Annotated in this window: 13 protein-coding genes; 2 read left to right on the top strand and 11 right to left on the bottom strand. The window is 73.5% G+C overall.

What is annotated here, in order from left to right; all coding sequences use genetic code 11:
* Position 1: 1 nt before the first annotated feature.
* Positions 2–3376: a pyruvate carboxylase gene (locus tag ACGFZL_RS16740; protein ID WP_393692314.1), complete on the bottom strand. Its 3375-nt coding sequence runs from the start codon at positions 3374–3376 to the stop codon at positions 2–4.
* A 101-nt stretch (positions 3377–3477) separates the two neighbouring features.
* The gene (locus tag ACGFZL_RS16735; protein ID WP_355173733.1) at positions 3478–3795 is read right to left on the bottom strand and encodes a hypothetical protein; all 318 of its coding nucleotides are present in this window, start codon (positions 3793–3795) and stop codon (positions 3478–3480) included.
* A gap of 239 nt (positions 3796–4034) precedes the next feature.
* On the opposite strand from ACGFZL_RS16735, the gene ACGFZL_RS16730 reads away from it, so the two are divergent.
* Positions 4035–4985 carry a CAP domain-containing protein gene (locus ACGFZL_RS16730; RefSeq protein WP_393692312.1) on the top strand — a complete coding sequence of 317 codons (951 nt, stop codon included), beginning with the start codon at positions 4035–4037 and terminating at the stop codon, positions 4983–4985.
* 26 nt (positions 4986–5011) lie between these two features.
* Here ACGFZL_RS16730 and ACGFZL_RS16725 read toward each other — a convergent pair whose 3' ends face one another.
* Genes ACGFZL_RS16725 through ACGFZL_RS16715 form a run of 3 tightly spaced genes read right to left on the bottom strand, consistent with a single transcriptional unit; the run spans position 5012 to position 7562 of the window.
* Complete coding sequence (locus tag ACGFZL_RS16725) at positions 5012–6322, bottom strand: ATP-binding protein (protein WP_393692310.1); 1311 nt, start codon at positions 6320–6322, stop codon at positions 5012–5014.
* Positions 6319–7008 (bottom strand): response regulator transcription factor, encoded by a 690-nt coding sequence (locus ACGFZL_RS16720; RefSeq protein WP_393692308.1) that lies wholly within the window; start codon positions 7006–7008, stop codon positions 6319–6321. Before ACGFZL_RS16720 ends, ACGFZL_RS16725 begins: the two co-directional genes overlap by 4 nt.
* A 53-nt stretch (positions 7009–7061) precedes the next feature.
* The gene (locus ACGFZL_RS16715) at positions 7062–7562 is read right to left on the bottom strand and encodes a hypothetical protein (protein WP_393692306.1); all 501 of its coding nucleotides are present in this window, start codon (positions 7560–7562) and stop codon (positions 7062–7064) included.
* Between the two features lie 119 nt (positions 7563–7681).
* Between ACGFZL_RS16715 and ACGFZL_RS16710 the strand changes: the two genes are divergently transcribed.
* Positions 7682–8317, top strand: a complete 636-nt coding sequence (locus ACGFZL_RS16710; RefSeq protein ID WP_393692304.1) for a glyoxalase — start codon at positions 7682–7684, stop codon at positions 8315–8317.
* A gap of 42 nt (positions 8318–8359) precedes the next feature.
* Here the strand turns inward: ACGFZL_RS16710 and ACGFZL_RS16705 are convergent, their stop codons facing one another.
* From ACGFZL_RS16705 to ACGFZL_RS16680, 6 genes are all read right to left on the bottom strand, one after another.
* Positions 8360–9100, bottom strand: a complete 741-nt coding sequence (locus ACGFZL_RS16705) for a D-Ala-D-Ala carboxypeptidase family metallohydrolase (protein ID WP_393692302.1) — start codon at positions 9098–9100, stop codon at positions 8360–8362.
* A 24-nt stretch (positions 9101–9124) separates the two neighbouring features.
* Positions 9125–10711, bottom strand: coding sequence for an alpha-L-arabinofuranosidase B (locus tag ACGFZL_RS16700; RefSeq protein ID WP_393692300.1), 1587 nt, complete (start codon positions 10709–10711; stop codon positions 9125–9127).
* A 131-nt stretch (positions 10712–10842) separates the two neighbouring features.
* Positions 10843–12597 carry a lectin gene (locus tag ACGFZL_RS16695; RefSeq protein WP_393692298.1) on the bottom strand — a complete coding sequence of 585 codons (1755 nt, stop codon included), beginning with the start codon at positions 12595–12597 and terminating at the stop codon, positions 10843–10845.
* A gap of 29 nt (positions 12598–12626) precedes the next feature.
* Positions 12627–15503 (bottom strand): lectin, encoded by a 2877-nt coding sequence (locus ACGFZL_RS16690; protein ID WP_393692296.1) that lies wholly within the window; start codon positions 15501–15503, stop codon positions 12627–12629.
* A gap of 275 nt (positions 15504–15778) precedes the next feature.
* Positions 15779–17413 (bottom strand): sulfite oxidase, encoded by a 1635-nt coding sequence (locus tag ACGFZL_RS16685; protein WP_393692294.1) that lies wholly within the window; start codon positions 17411–17413, stop codon positions 15779–15781.
* Positions 17414–17653: 240 nt separating this feature from the next.
* Entirely contained in the window at positions 17654–17920 is a 267-nt protein-coding gene (locus tag ACGFZL_RS16680) for a hypothetical protein (RefSeq protein ID WP_393692292.1), read from the bottom strand.
* Positions 17921–17933 lie beyond the last annotated feature (13 nt).

The following is a 17933-nucleotide window of genomic DNA, read 5'->3' as shown; positions in this document are numbered from 1 at the left end:
GTCAGGTCAGCTGGACCAGGAGGTCGCCGCCCTCGACCTGCTGGATGCGGTTGATGGCGAGGCGGCCGACCGTGCCCGCCCTGGGGGCGGTGATGGTGGCCTCCATCTTCATCGCCTCGATGGTGGCCACCGTCGCGCCGGCCTCGACCTGGTCGCCCTCGGCGACGGCCAGGGTCACCACGCCGGCGAACGGCGCGGCGACGTGGCCGGGGTCGGTCCGGTCGGCCTTCTCGGTGACCGGGGCGTCGGAGGCTGCGGCGCGGTCGCGGACCTGGATGGGGCGGAGCTGGCCGTTGAGGGTGGCCAGCACGGTGCGCATGCCGCGTTCGTCGGCCTCGCCGATCGCCTGCAGCTCGATGAGCAGCCGCACGCCGGGTTCGAGATCGACGGTGTATTCGGTGCCGGGGCGCAGGCCGTAGAAGAAGTCCTTGCTGTCCAGGACGCCGGTGTCGCCGTAGGTGCCGCGGTGCGTCTCGAACTCGCGGGCCGGGCCGGGGAACAGCAGCCGGTTGAGGGTGGCCCGGCGGTCCTTGGCCAGCCCCGTGCGGTCGTCGGCGCCCAGCTCGGCCATGGGCTTCGCCCCGGCGCGGCCCTTGAGGGCCTTGCTGCGGAACGGCTCGGGCCAGCCGCCGGGCGGGGTGCCCAGCTCGCCGCGGAGGAAGCCGATGACGGAGTCGGGGATGTCGTACCGGTCCGGGTCGCGCTCGAAGTCCGCCGGTGCGACGCCGGCGCCGACCAGGTGCAGGGCGAGGTCGCCGACGACCTTCGAGGACGGCGTGACCTTCACCAGATGGCCCAGCATCCGGTCGGCGGCCTCGTACATCGCCTCGATGTCCTCGAAGCGGTCGCCGAGGCCGAGGGCGACGGCCTGGGTGCGCAGGTTGGAGAGCTGGCCGCCGGGGATCTCGTGGTGGTAGACGCGGCCGGTCGGCGAGGCGAGGCCCGCCTCGAAGGGCGCGTAGACCTTGCGGACCCCCTCCCAGTACGGTTCCAGGTCGCCGACGGCCTGGAGGTCGAGACCGGTGGGCCGCTCGGTGTGGTCGGTGGCGGCGACGATCGCGGACAGCGAGGGCTGCGAGGTGGTGCCGGCCATGGAGGCCACCGCCCCGTCCACGGCGTCCGCGCCGGCCTGGATCGCGGCGAGGTAGGTGGCGAGCTGGCCGCCGGCGGTGTCGTGGGTGTGCAGGTGCACCGGCAGGTCGAACTCCCGCCGCAGGGCGGACACCAGGGTCGCCGCGGCGGGCGCGCGCAGCAGTCCGGCCATGTCCTTGACGGCGAGGACGTGCGCCCCGGCGGCCACGATGCGCTCGGCGAGGCGCAGGTAGTAGTCGAGGGTGTAGAGGCGTTCGGCCGGGTCGGAGAGGTCGCCGGTGTAGCACAGGGCGACCTCGGCGACGGCGGTGCCGGTCTCGCGGACGGCGTCGATCGCGGGCCGCATCTGGTCGACGTCGTTGAGGGCGTCGAAGACGCGGAAGATGTCGATGCCGGTGGCGGCGGCCTCCTGCACGAAGGCGTCGGTCACCTCGGTCGGGTACGGGGTGTAGCCGACGGTGTTGCGCCCGCGCAGCAGCATCTGGAGGCAGAGGTTGGGCACCGCCTCGCGCAGGGCGGCCAGCCGCTCCCAGGGGTCCTCGGCGAGGAAGCGCAGGGCGACGTCGTAGGTGGCGCCGCCCCAGCACTCCAGGGACAGCAGCTGCGGCAGGGTGTGGGCGACGACCGGGGCGACGGCGAGGAGGTCCTTGGTGCGCACCCGGGTGGCGAGCAGCGACTGGTGGGCGTCGCGGAAGGTGGTGTCGGTGACGCCGATGACCGGCGCGGCGCGCAGCCGGGCGGCGAAGCCCTCCGGGCCGAGTTCGGCGAGCAACTGGCGGGAGCCGGCCGGGGGTTCGCCGGCGGGGACGGCGGGCAGCTTGGCGAGCGGGTCGGCGAGGTGGGGCCGTTCGCCGTGCGGCTTGTTGACGGTGACGTCGGCGAGGTAGGTGAGCAGCTTGGTGCCGCGGTCGGCGGACTGCCGGGCGGTGAGCAGGTGCGGGCGCTGCTCGATGAACGAGGTGGTGACGTTGCCCGCCTGGAAGTCGGGGTCGTCCAGGACGGCTTGCAGGAAGGGGATGTTGGTGGAGACGCCGCGGATGCGGAACTCGGCGACCGCGCGCCGGGCGCGGCCCACCGCGGTGGGGAAGTCCCGTCCCCGGCAGGAGAGTTTGACCAGCATCGAGTCGAAGTGGGCGCTGATCTCGGTGCCGGCGTGCGTGGTGCCGCCGTCCAGGCGGATGCCGGAGCCGCCCGGTGAGCGGTAGGCGCTGATCTGCCCGGTGTCGGGGCGGAAACCGTTGGCCGGGTCCTCGGTGGTGATGCGGCACTGCAGGGCGGCGCCGCGCAGCGTGATGCCCTCTTGGCTGAGGCCGAGGTCGGCCAGCGTCTCGCCGGAGGCGATGCGCAGTTGGGCCTGGACCAGGTCGACGTCGGTGACCTCCTCGGTCACGGTGTGCTCGACCTGGATGCGCGGGTTCATCTCGATGAAGACGTGGTGACCGGCGCGGTCCACCAGGAACTCCACGGTGCCGGCGTTGCGGTAGCCGATCTGCCGGGCGAAGCGGACGGCGTCGGCGCAGATCCGGTCCCGCAGCTCCGGGTCGAGGTTGGGCGCCGGGGCCAGCTCGATGACCTTCTGGTGGCGGCGCTGCACCGAGCAGTCCCGCTCGTAGAGGTGGATGACGTTGCCCTCGCCGTCGGCGAGGATCTGCACCTCGATGTGGCGGGGTTCCACGACGGCCTTCTCCAGGAAGACGGTCGGGTCGCCGAAGGCGGAGGCGGCCTCGCGGGAGGCGGCCTCGATGGCCTCCCGCAGCTGCGCGGGCTCCTCGACGCGGCGCATGCCGCGCCCGCCGCCGCCCGCGACGGCCTTCACGAAGACGGGGAAGCCGACGTCGTCGGCGGCGCGCACCAGTTCGTCGACGTCGGTGGAGGGCGCCGAGGAGCCGAGCACCGGGACGCCGGCCTCGCGGGCCGCGGCCACGGCGCGTGCCTTGTTGCCGGTCAGCTCCAGGATCCGGGCGTCCGGCCCGACGAAGGCGATCCCGGCCTCCTCGCACGCCTTGGCCAGCTCCGGGTTCTCGGAGAGGAAACCGTAGCCCGGATAGACGGCGTCGGCTCCGGCCCGGCGGGCGGCCTGCACGATCTCCGGCACGGAGAGGTAGGCGCGCACCGGGTGTCCCGGCTCCCCGATCTCGTATGCCTCGTCGGCCTTGAGCCGGTGCAGCGAGTTGCGGTCCTCGTGCGGGAAGACGGCGACGGTGCGCGCGCCCAGCTCGTAGCCCGCGCGGAACGCCCGGATCGCGATCTCCCCGCGGTTGGCGACCAGCACCTTGCGGAACATGTGGGATCCCTTCAGCCTGCCGGGTGACGAGACCATCGTGTCGGCGGGGCCTGCCGGACGCCATGTGAGCCGGGCCACTCGCCCGGCCCACGCGGCGGCTCTCAGAGGTCGGAGTCGATTCCGGTGACGGCCGGCGGGCCCAGGGGTGCTCCCGCCTCGTCCAGGCCGACGGAGCGCAGGGCCGAGCCGGCCAGGTCGCGGGCGCGCTGCTCGGCGTGGGAGGTGCTGTCGGCCTCGACGGTGAGGCGGATGGTGAAGGTGTCGTCCTCGTTGACCGACAGGACCTCGATGTCCTCTTCCTCGCCGCCCTGGGTGCGGTGCGGGTCCGCCGGTCGCAGGGCCCGGGCGAGTTCGTCCTTGGTGACGTCCTGGACGGTGCCGGTGAAGGTCCCCGGTACCGAGATGACGTACGTCGTCATGGCGCTCCTCCTTCGGGTTCTCCCCCGCCCGCCTACCCGCATCCGGGCGAAGGAAGATTCCTCAACGGACTCTGGCCGCTCTTTTAAGGGTTTCTGAAGTTGACCTTCCCGGGGCCGCACGGCCGCGTTTCCGTCCTAGGCTCACGGCTACCCCCCACAGTCCCGGTGGGCGCGGTGGCCGGCCCCGGCCGCCGCGTCCACCGGGTCGAACCGCCCCCTAGAGCCGAGGTGTCCTCCACATGGGTTCCCGCCGCGTCACCCACTCCTCCCGTGCCCGCGCCCGTCACCGCCGGGGTCCGGGACGGCGGGGAGCCGTGCTGGCACTGGGCGCCGTGACCGTGACCGCGGGTGTCGGCATCACCTTCTCGGTGCTGGGCGGCGGTGACGGCGGCGCCTCGGACCAGGTCACCACGAACGCCGCCGGCGAGGTGCCGGGGGACGCGGTGCCGCTCGCCTCGGCGACGGGGCCGGCCTCGGCATCGGCGGGGACCAAGGCGAGCGGGACGCCGGGGGCCGCCGCGTCGGCGTCCGCCGAGGCGAAGGCCAAGGAGAAGGAGAAGGCCGAGGCCAAGGCCAAGGCATCGGCCAGTGCGGCGGGGCGGGCCCGGCCGACCGTGAAGTCCGCCCCGGCGGCGTCCCCGGCGCGCTCGCACCCGGGCGGGTCGTCGGCGGGCGGTGGCGGTTCCCCGGCGGGCTCCGGTGCCGGGTCCGGTACGGGCACGGGGTCGGGCTCCGGCTCGGACACGCGGCCGTCCTCCGGTTCCGGTGGGACGGGCGGTTCCGGCGACACCGGCGGTTCCGCGGCGGGCGGCCCCGAGGCGCAGGTGCTGGCGCTGGTGAACCAGGAGCGGTCCCGGGCCGGGTGCTCCCCGCTCACCGCGAACGGCCGGCTGACCACCGCCGCCGACGACTACAGCGATGTCATGGCCGCGAGCGGCGTGATGTCCCACACCGGCCCCGACGGCTCCACCATGGCGGGCCGGGTGGAGGCGGCCGGGTACCAGTGGTCCGCGCTGGGCGAGAACATAGCCCGGGGGCAGGCCGACGCGGCGTCGGTGATGAACTCGTGGATGAACAGCCCCGGCCACCGGGCGAACATCCTGAACTGCTCCTTCAAGGAGCTGGGCGTCGGCGTCCACATGGGCGACGGCGGCCCCTGGTGGACCCAGGACTTCGGCACCGGCCGCTGAGGCTCCGCGCCGGTGCCGGGCGGGGCTCAGCCCCCGGTGGCGGTCAGCAGGAACGACACCCTCACCCGGGCGCCCCCTTGCGGCGCCCGGGCTATCTCCATCTCGCCGTCGGCGGCGCGGGCCGCCCGGGCCACGATGTCCAGGCCGAGGCCGGTGGACCCGCCGACGCTGACGCCCCGGGTGAGCGCGGCCTCCGGGTCGGCGACGCCCGGGCCCGCGTCGTCCACGGTGAGGAACACGTACCGGTCGACGCGCTCCACCCGGACGGTGAAGCCGGTGCCCTGCGGGGTGTGCCGGAAGACGTTGCCGATCAGGGCGTCGGCGACGGCGGCCAGGTCGTCCTCGGCGAAGGCGACGGGGGTCGGCCGCGGGGTGAGGTAGCGCTCGTAGGGCCGGTTCTGCTGGCCGGCGAGGACCGACCAGAAGTCCAGGCGTACGGCGATCACCTCGGCCAGGTCGGCCGGTTTCGCCGGGCTCGCGGCCGGGCCGCCGGACGGCGCTGCGGCGAGCGGGCTGCGGGCGGCGGTGATGATGGCGTCCAGCTCGCTCTCCAGTTGGGCGGCGGCCTCGGTGACCCGGTGCCCGGCCGGGGTCGCGCCCATCCGGTCGGCCTCCAGGTAGAGGGCGGTCAGCGGGGTGCGCAGCCGGTGGGAGAGGTCGGCGACCAGTTCGCGCTCCACGGCGAGCAGGTCGACGACCCGGTCGGCCATGGTGTTGAAGGCGGCCCCCGCCTCCTGCAGCTCGGGCGGCCCGTCGGGCGCCACCCGTACGTCGAGGTCGCCGGAGCCGAGGGCGAGCGAGGCCCGCTCCAGGCCGCGCGAGGAGCGTACGACGCGGGCGCCGAGCCGGTCGGCGACCAGCACGGAGCCGCCGACCAGGCCGAGGGCGAGCAGCGCCATCACGCCCCAGGAGGCGGCGACCCCCCGGGTGAGGTCGGCGGCGGGCACGTACGCCTCCACCACGGCGACCCGGTCGCCGCGCAGCACGACGGGCTGGAGGTAGACCCAGCCGTCCGCGGTGTCCACGGCGACGGTCTCGCGACCCCGTACGGCCCGGTCGAGGGTGCCCTCGGGAGCGTGCGGGGTGCCGACGAAGCCGCCGTCGGGCAGCCGCACCACGAGCCGGTCGGGCGCGGCCAGTTCGGCGACGGCCTGCTGCACGTCGGCGCGCCGGGTGGTCAGGGCGAGCACCGGGGACAGGGCGGCGGCGCGCTGCTCGGCGGCGGTGGTGGCGCGGTCGCGGGCCTGTTCGCGCACCAGGAGGGCGAGCGGGACGAGGAAGGAGAGGGCCACCATGGAGGTGACGGCCAGCGCGATGCCGGCCAGGGCGCGTCTCATGGCGAGGCGACCAGCTTGATGCCGATGCCGCGCACGGTGTGCAGGTAGCGGGGCCGCCGGGCCTTCTCGCCGAGTTTGCGGCGCAGCGCGGAGAGGTGGACGTCCACGGTCTGCTCCTCCAGGTAGGGCTGGCGCCACACCTCGGTGAGGATGCGCTGCCGGGATATGACCTGGTCGGTGTGGGCGGCCAGGTAGGCGAGCAGGTCGAACTCGCGGCGGGTCAGGGTCAGTTCGCGGCCGGCCAGGTGCGCGGTGCGCGCGGTGGGGTCGACGCGCAGGTCGGCGACCTGGAGGGCGGGCTGCCGGGCGGCCGGGGTGTCGGCGGGCGCCGAGCGGCGCAGCACGGCGCCGAGCCGGGCCGCGAGCTGGCCGCCGGAGAAGGGCTTGACCAGGTAGTCGTCGGCGCCGGAGTTGAGCAGCCGGATGATCTCGCTCTCGTCGTCGCGGGCGGTGGCGACCAGGACGGGGACCCGGGAGACGCCCCGGATCATCCGCAGCACGTCGATGCCGTCGATGTCGGGCAGCCCGAGGTCGAGGACGACGATGTCCGGCGGGGCCTGGGTGATCTCGCGCAGCGCCTCGAAGCCCTGGTGGGCGGTGCGGACCGCGTGGCCGTGCCCGGTGAGGATCTCGATGAGCGCGGCCCGGATCACGGGGTCGTCCTCGACGACAAGTACGGAGGCCATGGGCAGGCACGTTAGCCGGTCCGCCACTATGGTGTCGTGTCCCGCCTCCTGCGCTATCTGGTCATCTGGCTGTGCTGCACCGCCGCCAGCGTCACGGCCGTGATCATCACCATCCACTTCGTGGTGGGCTCGACCCGGCCGACCGCGCCGGTCGCCCGGTCGGCGCCGGAGGAACTGACGCCCTCTCCGCGCCCCACGCCGGCCGCGAGCACACCGCCCGCGCCCAGCCCCTCGCCGAGCAGCGCGCGGCCCAGTACCCCGCCTCCCTCCCCCACGGCGCGGGCGCCGCGCACGCCGAGCCCGACGCCCACCCGGACCGCCCCGTCCGCTCCGGCTCCGTCCCCGGCGGGCGGGGGTGCCCAGGGCTGCGAGGGCGGGGCCGGGGTGTACACGGTGCCGTCGGAGGGCGGGAAGGTGACGGTGCGGTTCGGGGCGAGCGGGGTGTGCCTGATCTCGGCGGTGCCGAACCAGGGGTTCACGGTGGGCACCCGGCAGGAGGCGCCGGAGAAGCTGACGGTGACGTTCTCCGGCAGCCGCCACCGCTCGGAGGTCACCGCGACGACGGTGCCGCGCAGCCAGGCCGGGGTGCGCGAGGTGTCGTTCTGAGGCGGCGGGCCGAAGCGGTCAGGAATCGAGAAGCCCCGGTGGTGGCGGCGCGCCTAGCGTTGCCGGCATGAGCTTCCTCGCATCCCTCACCCTCGAAGTGGCCGATCCCGCGGCCTCCCGTCGGTTCCTGACCGAGTCCTTCGGTCTGGACGCCCCGATCGGTCTGCGCGCCTCCGACGCGCCGACCACCGGCTTCCGCGGCTACACCCTGGGACTCACGGTGTCCCAGCCGTCCACCGTGGACAGCCTGCTCGGCACGGCCGTCGCCGCCGGCGCCACCGTTCTCAAGCCCGCCGCGAAGTCGTTGTGGGGGTACGGCGGTGTGGTGCGGGACCCGGACGGCACGATCTGGAAGGTGGCCTGCTCGGCGAAGAAGGACACCGGCCCGGCCACCCGGGACATCGACGAGATCGTGCTGCTGCTCGGCGTCGCCGACATCGCCGCGAGCAAGCGGTTCTACGTGGAGCACGGCCTGACCGTGGCCAAGAGCTTCGCCAAGGTGTACGTGGAGTTCGCGGCCGGGGCCGGCCCGCTGAAGCTGGCGCTGTACCGGCGGCGCGCCCTGGCCAAGGACCTCGGGGTGGACCCTGAGGGCACCGGTTCGCACCGGGTGGTCCTCGGCGGGGACGCGGGGCCGCTCACCGACCCGGACGGGTTCGGCTGGGAGGCCGCGGAGGCCGGAGCCTCCGCGACCGCCCGGTGACCGTCGTCCGATGACCGCTCGCCCGGTCCTCGACGGCCGGCCTCAGACGGTGCCGCTCTCCCACCACCAGGCCCGGCCCAGGTCGGCGCGGCTGTCGACGTGCTGGTGGTCCGCGGTGTAGCGCTCCAGGCCGGAGAAGCCGCAGGTCTCCGCCTTCTGGTAGACCGTGCGGTTGGCCACGCCGGGGACGTCGAGGTCGGCCGCGGTGCCGTAGAGGTGCATGCTGTCACTCGCACCGCCGATCTCGGCGTTGTGCGCGATGCTGCGGAAGCCGGAGTTGACGGTGACGGGGACGTTGCCGAGCTTCTTGCGCAGCGCCTCCAGCTTGTACATGGCCCGGCGGGCGTTCTCCTTGGCGGCGCTCGCGCTCACCTTGCCGCCGCTGAAGGTGCCGCTGACGCGGTCGGTGAACTCGCTGAAGTCGAAGTGGGCGGTCGAACCGTCGGACTGTTCCAGGGCGTTGAGCTGGGCCTGTGTCGCGGGTCCGACGCTGCCGTCGGCGGCCAGACCGTAGGCGGCCTGGAAGCGGCGGACGGCGGCGGCCGTGCCCGGGCCGAAGGCGCCGTCGATGCTCACCCGCGACTGGGCGGCCGAGTCCGCGGCCCACCCGGCGACCCGGATCTGCAACTCCGTCACGTCGGCGCCGCTCGCGCCCTGGTTCAGGGTGCGCGTCCAGTTGTAGGCGTGCGCGGTGCCCGACAGCAGGGCGGGCCCCGCGAGGGCGCCGGCGGTGGCGGCGAAGGCGCCGCGCAGGACGGCGCGGCGGCTCGGGGTGAAGGTCATGCCGACTCCTAGAGGGGGTAGAGGTCAGGCCCAGGGGGAGGCAGGGATCCAGCTGGTGTCGTCGTTCCAGAGCCCCGCGTTGTCCCAGGGGTTGGTGCCGCCGTTGGCCGCGATGTAGAGGCCCAGGGTGTAGTGGCGCAGGTACTTCTCGCTGAAGTTGGCGGACTGGAAGGAGTAGCCGCGGCCGTTGTGCCCGGCCTGGGGGCAGAAGGTGGCGTCCTGGGCGAAGATCGCGCTGCCGTCGTTCGGGTCGAGCCGCAGCCGGTAGTCGTAGTGGCGCAGGTAGCGGCCCGGCGCGTCGACCGACTCGAGGGACACGCAGGCGCTGTTGCCGAGTCCGGCCCGGACGGTCCAGGTGGCGGCGGCCTTGTCCGCGGCGGGACTCGAGCCGGACACGGGCGCGATGACGACATCGGTGTCGGCGGCTCCGTGCCGGACGTAGTCGCCGCCGCAGCAGGCTGTGGTGGCCCGCAGGGAGACCCGTGAGCCCGGGTTCAGCGAGCCGGGGTCGCCGCTGGAGTAGGGGGCGTAGGCGGCGGCGGTGATGCCGGCCTGGACGGCGTTCTCGGTGGCGTCCGAGGGGTAGCCGGACGTCATCACGCCCTCGTAGAAGGTGCCGGCGGAGGCGTTGCTGTTGTCGCCGCCGATGCCCAGGATGATGGCGCCCTGCTTCTTCATCGGGTTGTAGCCGGGGGCGTCGGGACGCGGCCCGTCGTAGTAGGTGCTGAGGCCGCCCGAGCGGGCGTTGCCGCCCCGCAGGGCCCAGTGGTTCGGTTCACCCTTCAGCACGGCGGTCTGGAACCGGTTGTTCACGGTGGGGTCGTTGGCGTTGTACCGCGTGCTCCGGCCGGAGAACAGCCCGTTCTCCAGGTCGGACATGACCCACGGCCCGGGTCCGGCGCCGTAGCCCCAGCCTTTGCTGGTGCCGAAGTAGAGCGCCTCCATCGTGCCGTTGCCGTCGTCGTGGCTGGTCGTCTCGGCGTTGCCGTAGTCGAAGCAGCAGCCGCCGTTGTAGTGCGTGCCGTCGAGGACCGCGTACATGCCCTCGGGGTTGTCGCCGGTCGCGACGCCGTTGGTGCGGTTGTTGCGGTAGCCGGTGCCGGGGGCGACGAAGACGCCGTACGCCTTGTGGCCGGCGACGGTGACGGGGGCCGCCGCCGCGTCCGCGAGGTTGTCGTACCCGCCGGGCGCCGGCCCGTTGAAGCCGCCCGGGGGCGCCTGGGTGAGGTGGTTGCCGCGTCCCGACTGGTCGTAGATCGTAAAGATGACGCAGCTGGTGCCGGCGCAGAACGCGTCCTGCGTCGCGGCGTTGACGTAGCTGCCCGCGCTCAGCAGCCCGACGTCCCGGGTGGCGTTGTCCGAGGCGCGCCTGAGCTGGTAGAGCGGCCCGTTGTACGACGCGTACAGCGCCCGGGTGGTGCTGTGCGCGGCGACGCAGGGGGTGCCGCCGCCGGCGTACAGGTCGCAGGGCAGCGTGCTCGCGGCCTGGGAGACCTGGGTGCCGGAGATCAGGACGGCGGCGGTGAGGGTGAGGGCCGAGGTGGCGGCCGACGCCCACTTCCTGACGCGGTGTCTGAGGGGCGGTGCGGGAGGTGCCGTGGGTGCGGACACGTGAAGTCCTCCTCCGTGGGGGGCCGGGCGAAGACGCCCGGCCCCCTGAGCCTTCCCGTGTAACGCAGCTCACATGGGTCAAATGTTTGACAAGCGGATCACCGTTCGACGGGTCGAACGAGGCCGCGGAGTCAGGGCAGGGTCCACTTCTGGTTGGGGCCGGTGTGGCAGGTCCACAGATGGACCGGGGTGCCGTCGTTCCAGGTGCCGCCCGAGGCGTCCAGGCACTTGCCGGACTGCGGGTTGCGCACCGTGCCGTCGGACTGGGCCGCCCACTTCTGCGCGCCCGAGCCGTTGCAGGTGTAGAGCTGGATCTTCGTGCCGTCGGCGCTCCCGCCGCCGGCCACGTCCAGGCACTTGCCCAACGCCTTCAGCGTGCCGTCCGTCCCCACCGTCCAGCGCTGGGCAGCGGTCCCGTTGCAGGTCCAGATCTGCGCCTTCGTGCCGTCGGCGGTGTTCCCGCCGTCGATGTCCAGGCACTTGCCGTTGACCCCCTTCACCTCCCCGGTGCGCTGCCCGGGCGGCGGGGTCCCGGCCTGCTTGATCCGGACGTTGCGGAAGGACACGTCGTCGCCGTCGCCGTGGTTCTGGAGGCCGATGTAGCCCTGCTTGAGGCTGCGGACGGGGTCGGTGTTGGTGAAGTCGTTGATCTTCCGTCCGTTGAGGTAGATCTCCAGGCGCTCCCCGGTGACCTTGATCTCGTACGTGTTCCACTCCCCCGGCGGGTTCAGCGCCGCGTCCCGGGCCGTGAGGTCGGCGGACTTGAAGCCGTAGACGGATCCCGTGGTGCGGTCGGGGGTGTCGGTGGCGTCGATCTGGATCTCGTAGCCGTTGTTCACCGCGGACCAGGGGTCGTCGGAGGCCGGGAAGCCCACGAAGACACCGGAGTTGTCGTCGCCGGCGGCCTTCCAGTCCAGCTTGAGGGAGTAGTCGCCGGTGATTTCCTTGGCGTTGTACCAGAGCAGTCCGAGGCCGCCCTGTGAGGTGAGGGTGCCGTCGGCGAGGGTGAAGCCGCCGGGGCCCGCCTGTTTCCAGCCGGTGGTCGAGGTGCCGTCGAACAGGGGCGTGTAGCCGGTCTCCGGTCGGCAGTCGGCCTCCGTGTTGCCCGACGCCCAGCGGATGCCGCCGAGCAGGTGCCGGCGGAAGGCGGGGTCGGCGAAGGACTCCTCGGTGTGACCGCCGCCTGTGTAGAAGGCCCGGCCGCCCGCGTAATCCTTGCACCAGGCGATCGGGTGGTCCCCGTTCATGGAGCCGCCGGAGTAGCTGGACTCGTCGAGGGAGGCCAGGACGTGGGCGGTGGTGCGGGGGTTGGTGCGGTAGTTGTACCACTCGTCGGTGCGCTGCCAGGTGGCGCCGAGGTGCGCGGTGGCGTCGTGCGCCCGGTCCTCGACCTTGACGGTGGCGGACTGGATGGCGGGGTGGGACTGGAACCAGGCGCCGGCCAGACCCTCGTAGAAGGGCCAGTCGTACTCGGTGTCGGCGGCGGCGTGGATGCCGACGTAGCCGCCGCCGGCGCCCAGGTACTGCTGGAAGGCGGTCTGCTGGCCCGCGTCCAGCACGTCGCCGGTGGTCGACAGGAACACGACCGCCTTGTACTTCGCCAGGTTGGCGGCGGTGAAGGCGGTCGGGTCCTCGGTGGCGTCGAGGGTGAAGTTGTTCTGCGCGCCCAGCTCGCGCAGGGCGGTGACGCCCTCGTCGATGGAGGAGTGGCGGAAGCCCGCCGTCCGGGAGTAGACGAGGATCTTGTACGCCGGGTCGGCCGCCGCAGCCGCCGGCGCCGCGGGGGCCGGGTGCGGGGCGGTGCCGGGCAGGGCCGCGGCCTGCGGGCTCAGGCAGAGCACGGCGCCGGCGATCAGTCCGAGGGCCGCTTTCCAGGGGGTGCGCATCGTGGGTCGCCTCCTTTCGTCAGCAGGGGTTACGGCAGGGTCCACTTCTGGTTGGCCTGGGCGTGGCAGGTCCAGAGGTGGACCGGGGTGCCGTCGTTCCAGGTGCCGCCCGAGGCGTCCAGGCACTTGGCGGACTGCGGGTTGCGCACCGTGCCGTCGGACTGGGCCGCCCACTTCTGCGCGGCCGTCCCGTTGCAGGTGTAGAGCTGGATCTTCGTCCCGTCGGCGGTGCCACCACCGGCGATGTCCAGACACTTGCCCAGCGCCTTCAGCGTGCCGTCGGACCCCACCGTCCAGCGCTGGGCCGTGGTCGAGTTGCAGGTCCAGATCTGCGCCTTCGTGCCGTCGGCGGTGTTCCCGCCGTCGATGTCCAGGCACTTGCCGTTGACCCCCTTCACCTCCCCGGTGCGGCTGCCGCCGCCGGTCGGGGTGGCGAAGGAGAACTCGTCCACGTCGAACAGGGCGCCGCTGCCGCCCTTGAAGACGAGGTAGAGCGTGGTGGTTCCGGCGGGCTGGTTGCTCAGCGGGGCCGTGACGTCCTGGAAGGTCTCCCAGTCGCCGGTCACCGGCACGGTCGCGGTGCCGAGCAGGGTGCCGGTCGGGGAGCCGGCCCGCACCTCCAGGGTGCCGCCGGCGCCGGCCGAGGAGACCCGGGCGGTGAAGGCGGTGGCGTTGTCGAGGGCGTACGGCTTATAGGAGATCCAGTCGCCGTTCTCGATGTTGCCGACCGTCTTGCCGCCGTGCGCGGCGGTGTGGTTGATGACGCCGACCCCGGCGGAGTCGCCGTAGTGCTCGGCCTGCCGGTGGCTGGGCTGGGTGATGTGCTGGTCGTGCGCGGTGAGCGCGGGCTGGCCGTTCGCGCCCTTGTCGGTGTACTCGGCGTCCAGGACGCCGAAGATGTTGGCGTTCGGGTCGTGCTCGCCGTCGGCGAGGGTCTGCAGGGTGCCGGTGCAGCCGGTGGCCGAGGTCTGCGGGTGGCCGTGGCTGTCGTGGCCGACGATGAAGGTGACCTTGACCTTGGCGCAGTCGATCGTGCCGTCCTCGGGGTCGGTGACCGTCACCTTGAAGGGGATGGCGGCGCCGAAGTCGTAGATCCGGCCGTCGAGGGGCGTGTCGAGGCGCACCGTGGGGGCGGTGTTGCCGACGGTGATCTGCACGGAGGCGGTGGCGGTCTTGCCGGTCGGGTCGGTGACCTTGAGCGTCGCCGTGTACTGGCCGTTGGCGGTGTACGTGTGCGAGGGGTTCGCCGCGGCGGAGGTGCCGCCGTCGCCGAAGGTCCAGGCGTAGCTCAGGGCGCCGCCGTCGGGGTCGTTGCTGCCGGCCGAGGAGAAGGCGACGGCGAGCGGGGACTTGCCCGAGGTGACATTGGCCTTGGCCTCGGCGAGCGGCGCGCGGCCGTTCGTCAGATGCTCGATGCGGTACAGGGCGGAGTTGGCGTCACCGTTGAAGTAGCCGGTGCCGTAGTCGAGGACGTAGAGGGCGCCGTCCGGGCCGAAGGCCATGTCCATCACCTGGGTGCCGGTCCAGGGGAAGGCGTTGATCGACTGCACGGTGCCGTCGCCGGTCGCCTCGATGCGCTTGATCCAGCGGCGGCCGAACTCGCCGGCGAAGAAGTCGCCGTCGTACTCCTGCGGGAACTTCACGTCCGAGGTGGAGGCGGCGTCGTAGCGGTAGACCGGGCCGCCCATCGGGGACTCGGAGCCGTTGCCGAACTCCGGTACGGAGCCGCCGTCGTAGGGGATCCAGGCGGGCTGGACCGGCGGCAGGTCGGTGAGGCCGGTGTTGCGCGGGGAGGTGTTCTTCGGGGCGGCGCAGTTGAAGGTGGCGCCCGAGGTGTTCGTCGCGAAGTCGTAGTCGACGTACGGGTTGTTCTTGCCGGTGCAGTAGGGCCAGCCGAAGTTGCCGGCTTTGGTGATCCGGTTGAACTCGACCTGGCCGGCCGGGCCGCGGGTGGCGCTGGCGGTGCCCGCGTCGGGGCCGTAGTCGCCGACGTAGACGGTGCCGGTGGGCCTGTCGACGCTCATCCGGAAGGGGTTGCGGAAGCCCATGGCGTAGATCTCGGGCCGGGTCTTCGCGGTGCCGGACGGGAAGAGGTTGCCGGACGGGATCGTGTACGAACCGTCGGCGTTCACCTTGACGCGAAGGATCTTGCCGCGCAGGTCGTTGGTGTTGCCGGCCGAGCGCTGGGCGTCGTAGGCCGGGTTGCGCGAGGCGCGCTCGTCGATGGGGGTGTAGCCGTCGGAGGCGAAGGGGTTGGAGTCGTCGCCGGTCGACAGGTAGAGGTTGCCGGCCGCGTCGAAGTCGATGTCGCCGCCGACGTGGCAGCACAGGCCGCGCGAGGCGGGCACGTCGAGGATCTTCTTCTCGCTGGCGAGGTCGAGGGTGTTGTCGGTCTTGAGGACGAAGCGGGAGAGCCGGTTGACCCCGTCGAAGGGGGTGAAGTCGGCGGCGGTGCCGTCGGCCGGGGCGTCGCCTGCCGGGGTGCTCAGCTTGGGCGCGTAGTAGAGGTAGACGAAGCGGTTGGCGGCGAAGCCGGGGTCGGCGGCGACGCCCTGGAGGCCCTCCTCGTCGTGGCTGTAGACGGGCAGCGTGCCGGCGACGGTGGTGGTGCCGGCCGCGTCGGTGCGGCGCAGGGTGCCGTCGCGCGAGGTGTGCAGCACCGAGCGGTCCGGCAGCACCGCGAGGGTCATCGGCTCGCCCGTCTCGGCCACGCCCTTGGCGAGGGTGACCTGCTGGAAGTCGTCGGCCGCCGCGGCCCCCGAGGCGCCGGCCGGGGCGACGGGAACGCCCGGGGCGTGGTCGGGGGCTGCGGCGGCCGGGCTGAGCGGCAGCGCCAGGCCCATGGCACACGCCACGGCCGTCAGCAGCGTACGGACACGTCTGTGTCCGAGCGGTCTCGTGCGCACAGAGTTCTCCCGGGGCAGTGGGGTGGCGGCAGGCGGTACGGGCCTGCCGTGGAGGGAGTTACTGACGTACGGGCGCGCGCCGTCGCGCCGTCGGGCACCGGTCCGTCGGGCCCCGGGGGGGGGCGCTCATGACCGGTTCATTTCAAGGAAGTTAGCGGGCTTGGTCCGGGGCCGTAACCCCTTTCGCGCAAGATCTCGAATCTTCTTCTCCCCGGGAGACAAAGTCGCCCCGGGGGTGATGCGCTGTCGTCAGGCCCGGGGGTGACGCGCCGCCGTCAGTCCACCGTCACGACGACCGAGTGCCAGCCGGAGGCGCCGTCCGGGATCGGGGCGGCGCGCTTCTCGGTCTGGGTCTCGCCGGTGCGGTCGGTGGCCCGGACGGTGAGGGTGTGCGTGCCCTTGGTGGCGCGCCAGGCGTGGGACCACTGGCGCCAGGTGTCGCGCGAGGTCTCGGCGGCGAGTACGGCCTCCTGCCAAGGGCCGTCGTCCACCTTCACCTCGACCTTGTCGATGCCCCGGTGCTGGGCCCAGGCGACGCCGGCCACCATGACCGTGCCGGCGGCCGGGCGGGCGAAGGGCTTCGGCGTGTCGATCCGGGACTGCGTCTTGATCGGCGCCTCGCGCGCCCAGTCGCGCTTGACCCAGTAGGCGTCGTAGTCGTCGAAGGTGGTCAGCTCGATGTCCTCGATCCACTTGCAGGCGGAGACGTAGCCGTAGAGGCCGGGCACCACCATGCGGACCGGGAAGCCGTGCGCGAAGGGCAGCGGTTCGCCGTTCATGCCGACGGCGAGCAGGGCGTCGCGGCCGTCCATGAGGTCCTCGACGGGGCTGCCGATGGTCATGCCGTCGACGGAGCGGGCGACGAGCTGGTCGGCGGGACCGCCCTTCGAGGGCGGGCGGACGCCGCACTCGGCGAGCAGGTCGGCGAGGCGGACGCCGATCCAGCGGGCGGTGCCGGCGTAGCCGCCGCCGACCTCGTTGGAGACGCAGGTGAGGGTGATGTCCCGCTCGATCAGCCGGCGCCGCAGCAGGTCGTCGAAGGTGAGGGTCCGCTCTCGGGCGACCCCCTTGCCGTGGATGCGCAGCCGCCAGGCACCGGCGTCCACCTTGGGCACGACGAGGGCGGTGTCGACGCGGTAGAAGTCGTCGTTGGGCGTGGTGAACGGGCTGACGCCGGCCACCCTGACCTGGGCCCGCCGGGGAATCGCCGGGGCGGGTGAGGCGGGCGCGGGGAGACGGACGTCCTGCCGGGAGGCGACGGCGGCGCGTCCGCCCACGCCGCTCAGGGCCCGGCCGAGGGCGCCCGCGCCCGCGGAGGCCGCTGCCGCGGCGGTCGCCGCGATGACGAAGCGGCGCCGGTCCCAGCCGCCGCCGTCCGACGCCCCGTTCTGTCCCGGGGCGGGTGTCCGCAGGCGGTCGGCGAGGAGGTACAGGACTGCGGCGCCGGCGATCGCGCCGACCACGGAGGGCAGGGCGTCGGTGAAGCCGGTGGAGTCGGGCCGGCCGGTGGCGGCCAGGGCGCCGACCACGCCGAAGAGGAGGACGCCGGCGGCTCCGGTGCGGCGGTGGCGCAGGGCGAGCAGGCCGAGGGCGCAGGCGCACAGGGCGAGCACCGCGAGGATGCCCAGCTGGAGGATCAGCTTGTCGTTGGTGCCGAAGTTGCGGATCGCCCATTCCTTCAGGGGCGCCGGTGTGCGGTCGATGGCCGCGCCGCCGACCGCGACGACGGGCCCCGCCTCCGGGCGGACGCCGGCCGCCGCCAGTTCGGCCACACCGAGGGCGGCGGCGCCGGCCAGCAGGCCGCTCAGCGCGGCGAGGGCTCTGCGGGCCCACCACTGCGGGGACCGGGGCGTGTCCTCAAGGCGGGTCGGGCCGCCGGGGCTTCGGGGGGCCTGCGCTTCGTCACTCACGTCGGTGATCCGGTGCCGGGGCCGGTACGGATTGGCCCGGGGCGGGGTGGGCTGCCGCTGCGGCCGGCGGGACCGCGACGCCCAAGGGCGCGGCGGGGTGCCCTTGCGGCCGGCGGGACGGCAACCCCTGGGGGCGCGGGGAACCGCGCGGCCAGCCACGACGGGCGTGCCCCCGGGGGCTGGCGCAACCCGGCGCGGTGCGGTGTCGCACGACTGCCCGCAGCCGCGTGGGTCGGGGCGTCAGGGGAGGTCGCCGCGCCAGTCGAAATGGACGGCGTCAGCAGTCCGGGGCGCATACACCGCACGGCCACCCGCGCCGTACCGGCCCAGTTCCGTCACCAGTTCCACCTCACCGCCCCGCGCACGGCCCGGCAGCTCAGTGACGTCGAGGAGCAGGCCGTCCAGCGGGCCACCCACCAGCTGGACGTACATCCGTCCGGCGCGCGGACCGGGGTCGTCGTGGTCGGCGCCGTAGACCCGGCCGCGCATGAACTCCGCCTCATCCATGATCCCCAGCCTC

Origin of the sequence: Streptomyces sp. NPDC048182, from assembly GCF_043202555.1 — a bacterium.
Classification (GTDB): Bacteria; Actinomycetota; Actinomycetes; order Streptomycetales; family Streptomycetaceae; genus Streptomyces.
Note: the sequence above shows the minus strand (reverse complement) of the source record. Positions and strands in the feature narration are given on the sequence as shown.

Coding starts and splice junctions, on each gene's coding strand:
- ACGFZL_RS16740 (WP_393692314.1), bottom strand. CDS start 3,376: ATGTTCCGCAAGGTGCTGGTCGCCAACCGCGGGGAGATCGCGATCCGG.
- ACGFZL_RS16725 (WP_393692310.1), bottom strand. CDS start 6,322: ATGAGACGCGCCCTGGCCGGCATCGCGCTGGCCGTCACCTCCATGGTG.
- ACGFZL_RS16735 (WP_355173733.1), bottom strand. CDS start 3,795: ATGACGACGTACGTCATCTCGGTACCGGGGACCTTCACCGGCACCGTC.
- ACGFZL_RS16680 (WP_393692292.1), bottom strand. CDS start 17,920: ATGGATGAGGCGGAGTTCATGCGCGGCCGGGTCTACGGCGCCGACCAC.
- ACGFZL_RS16720 (WP_393692308.1), bottom strand. CDS start 7,008: ATGGCCTCCGTACTTGTCGTCGAGGACGACCCCGTGATCCGGGCCGCG.
- ACGFZL_RS16705 (WP_393692302.1), bottom strand. CDS start 9,100: ATGACCTTCACCCCGAGCCGCCGCGCCGTCCTGCGCGGCGCCTTCGCC.
- ACGFZL_RS16730 (WP_393692312.1), top strand. CDS start 4,035: ATGGGTTCCCGCCGCGTCACCCACTCCTCCCGTGCCCGCGCCCGTCAC.
- ACGFZL_RS16695 (WP_393692298.1), bottom strand. CDS start 12,597: ATGCGCACCCCCTGGAAAGCGGCCCTCGGACTGATCGCCGGCGCCGTG.
- ACGFZL_RS16710 (WP_393692304.1), top strand. CDS start 7,682: ATGAGCTTCCTCGCATCCCTCACCCTCGAAGTGGCCGATCCCGCGGCC.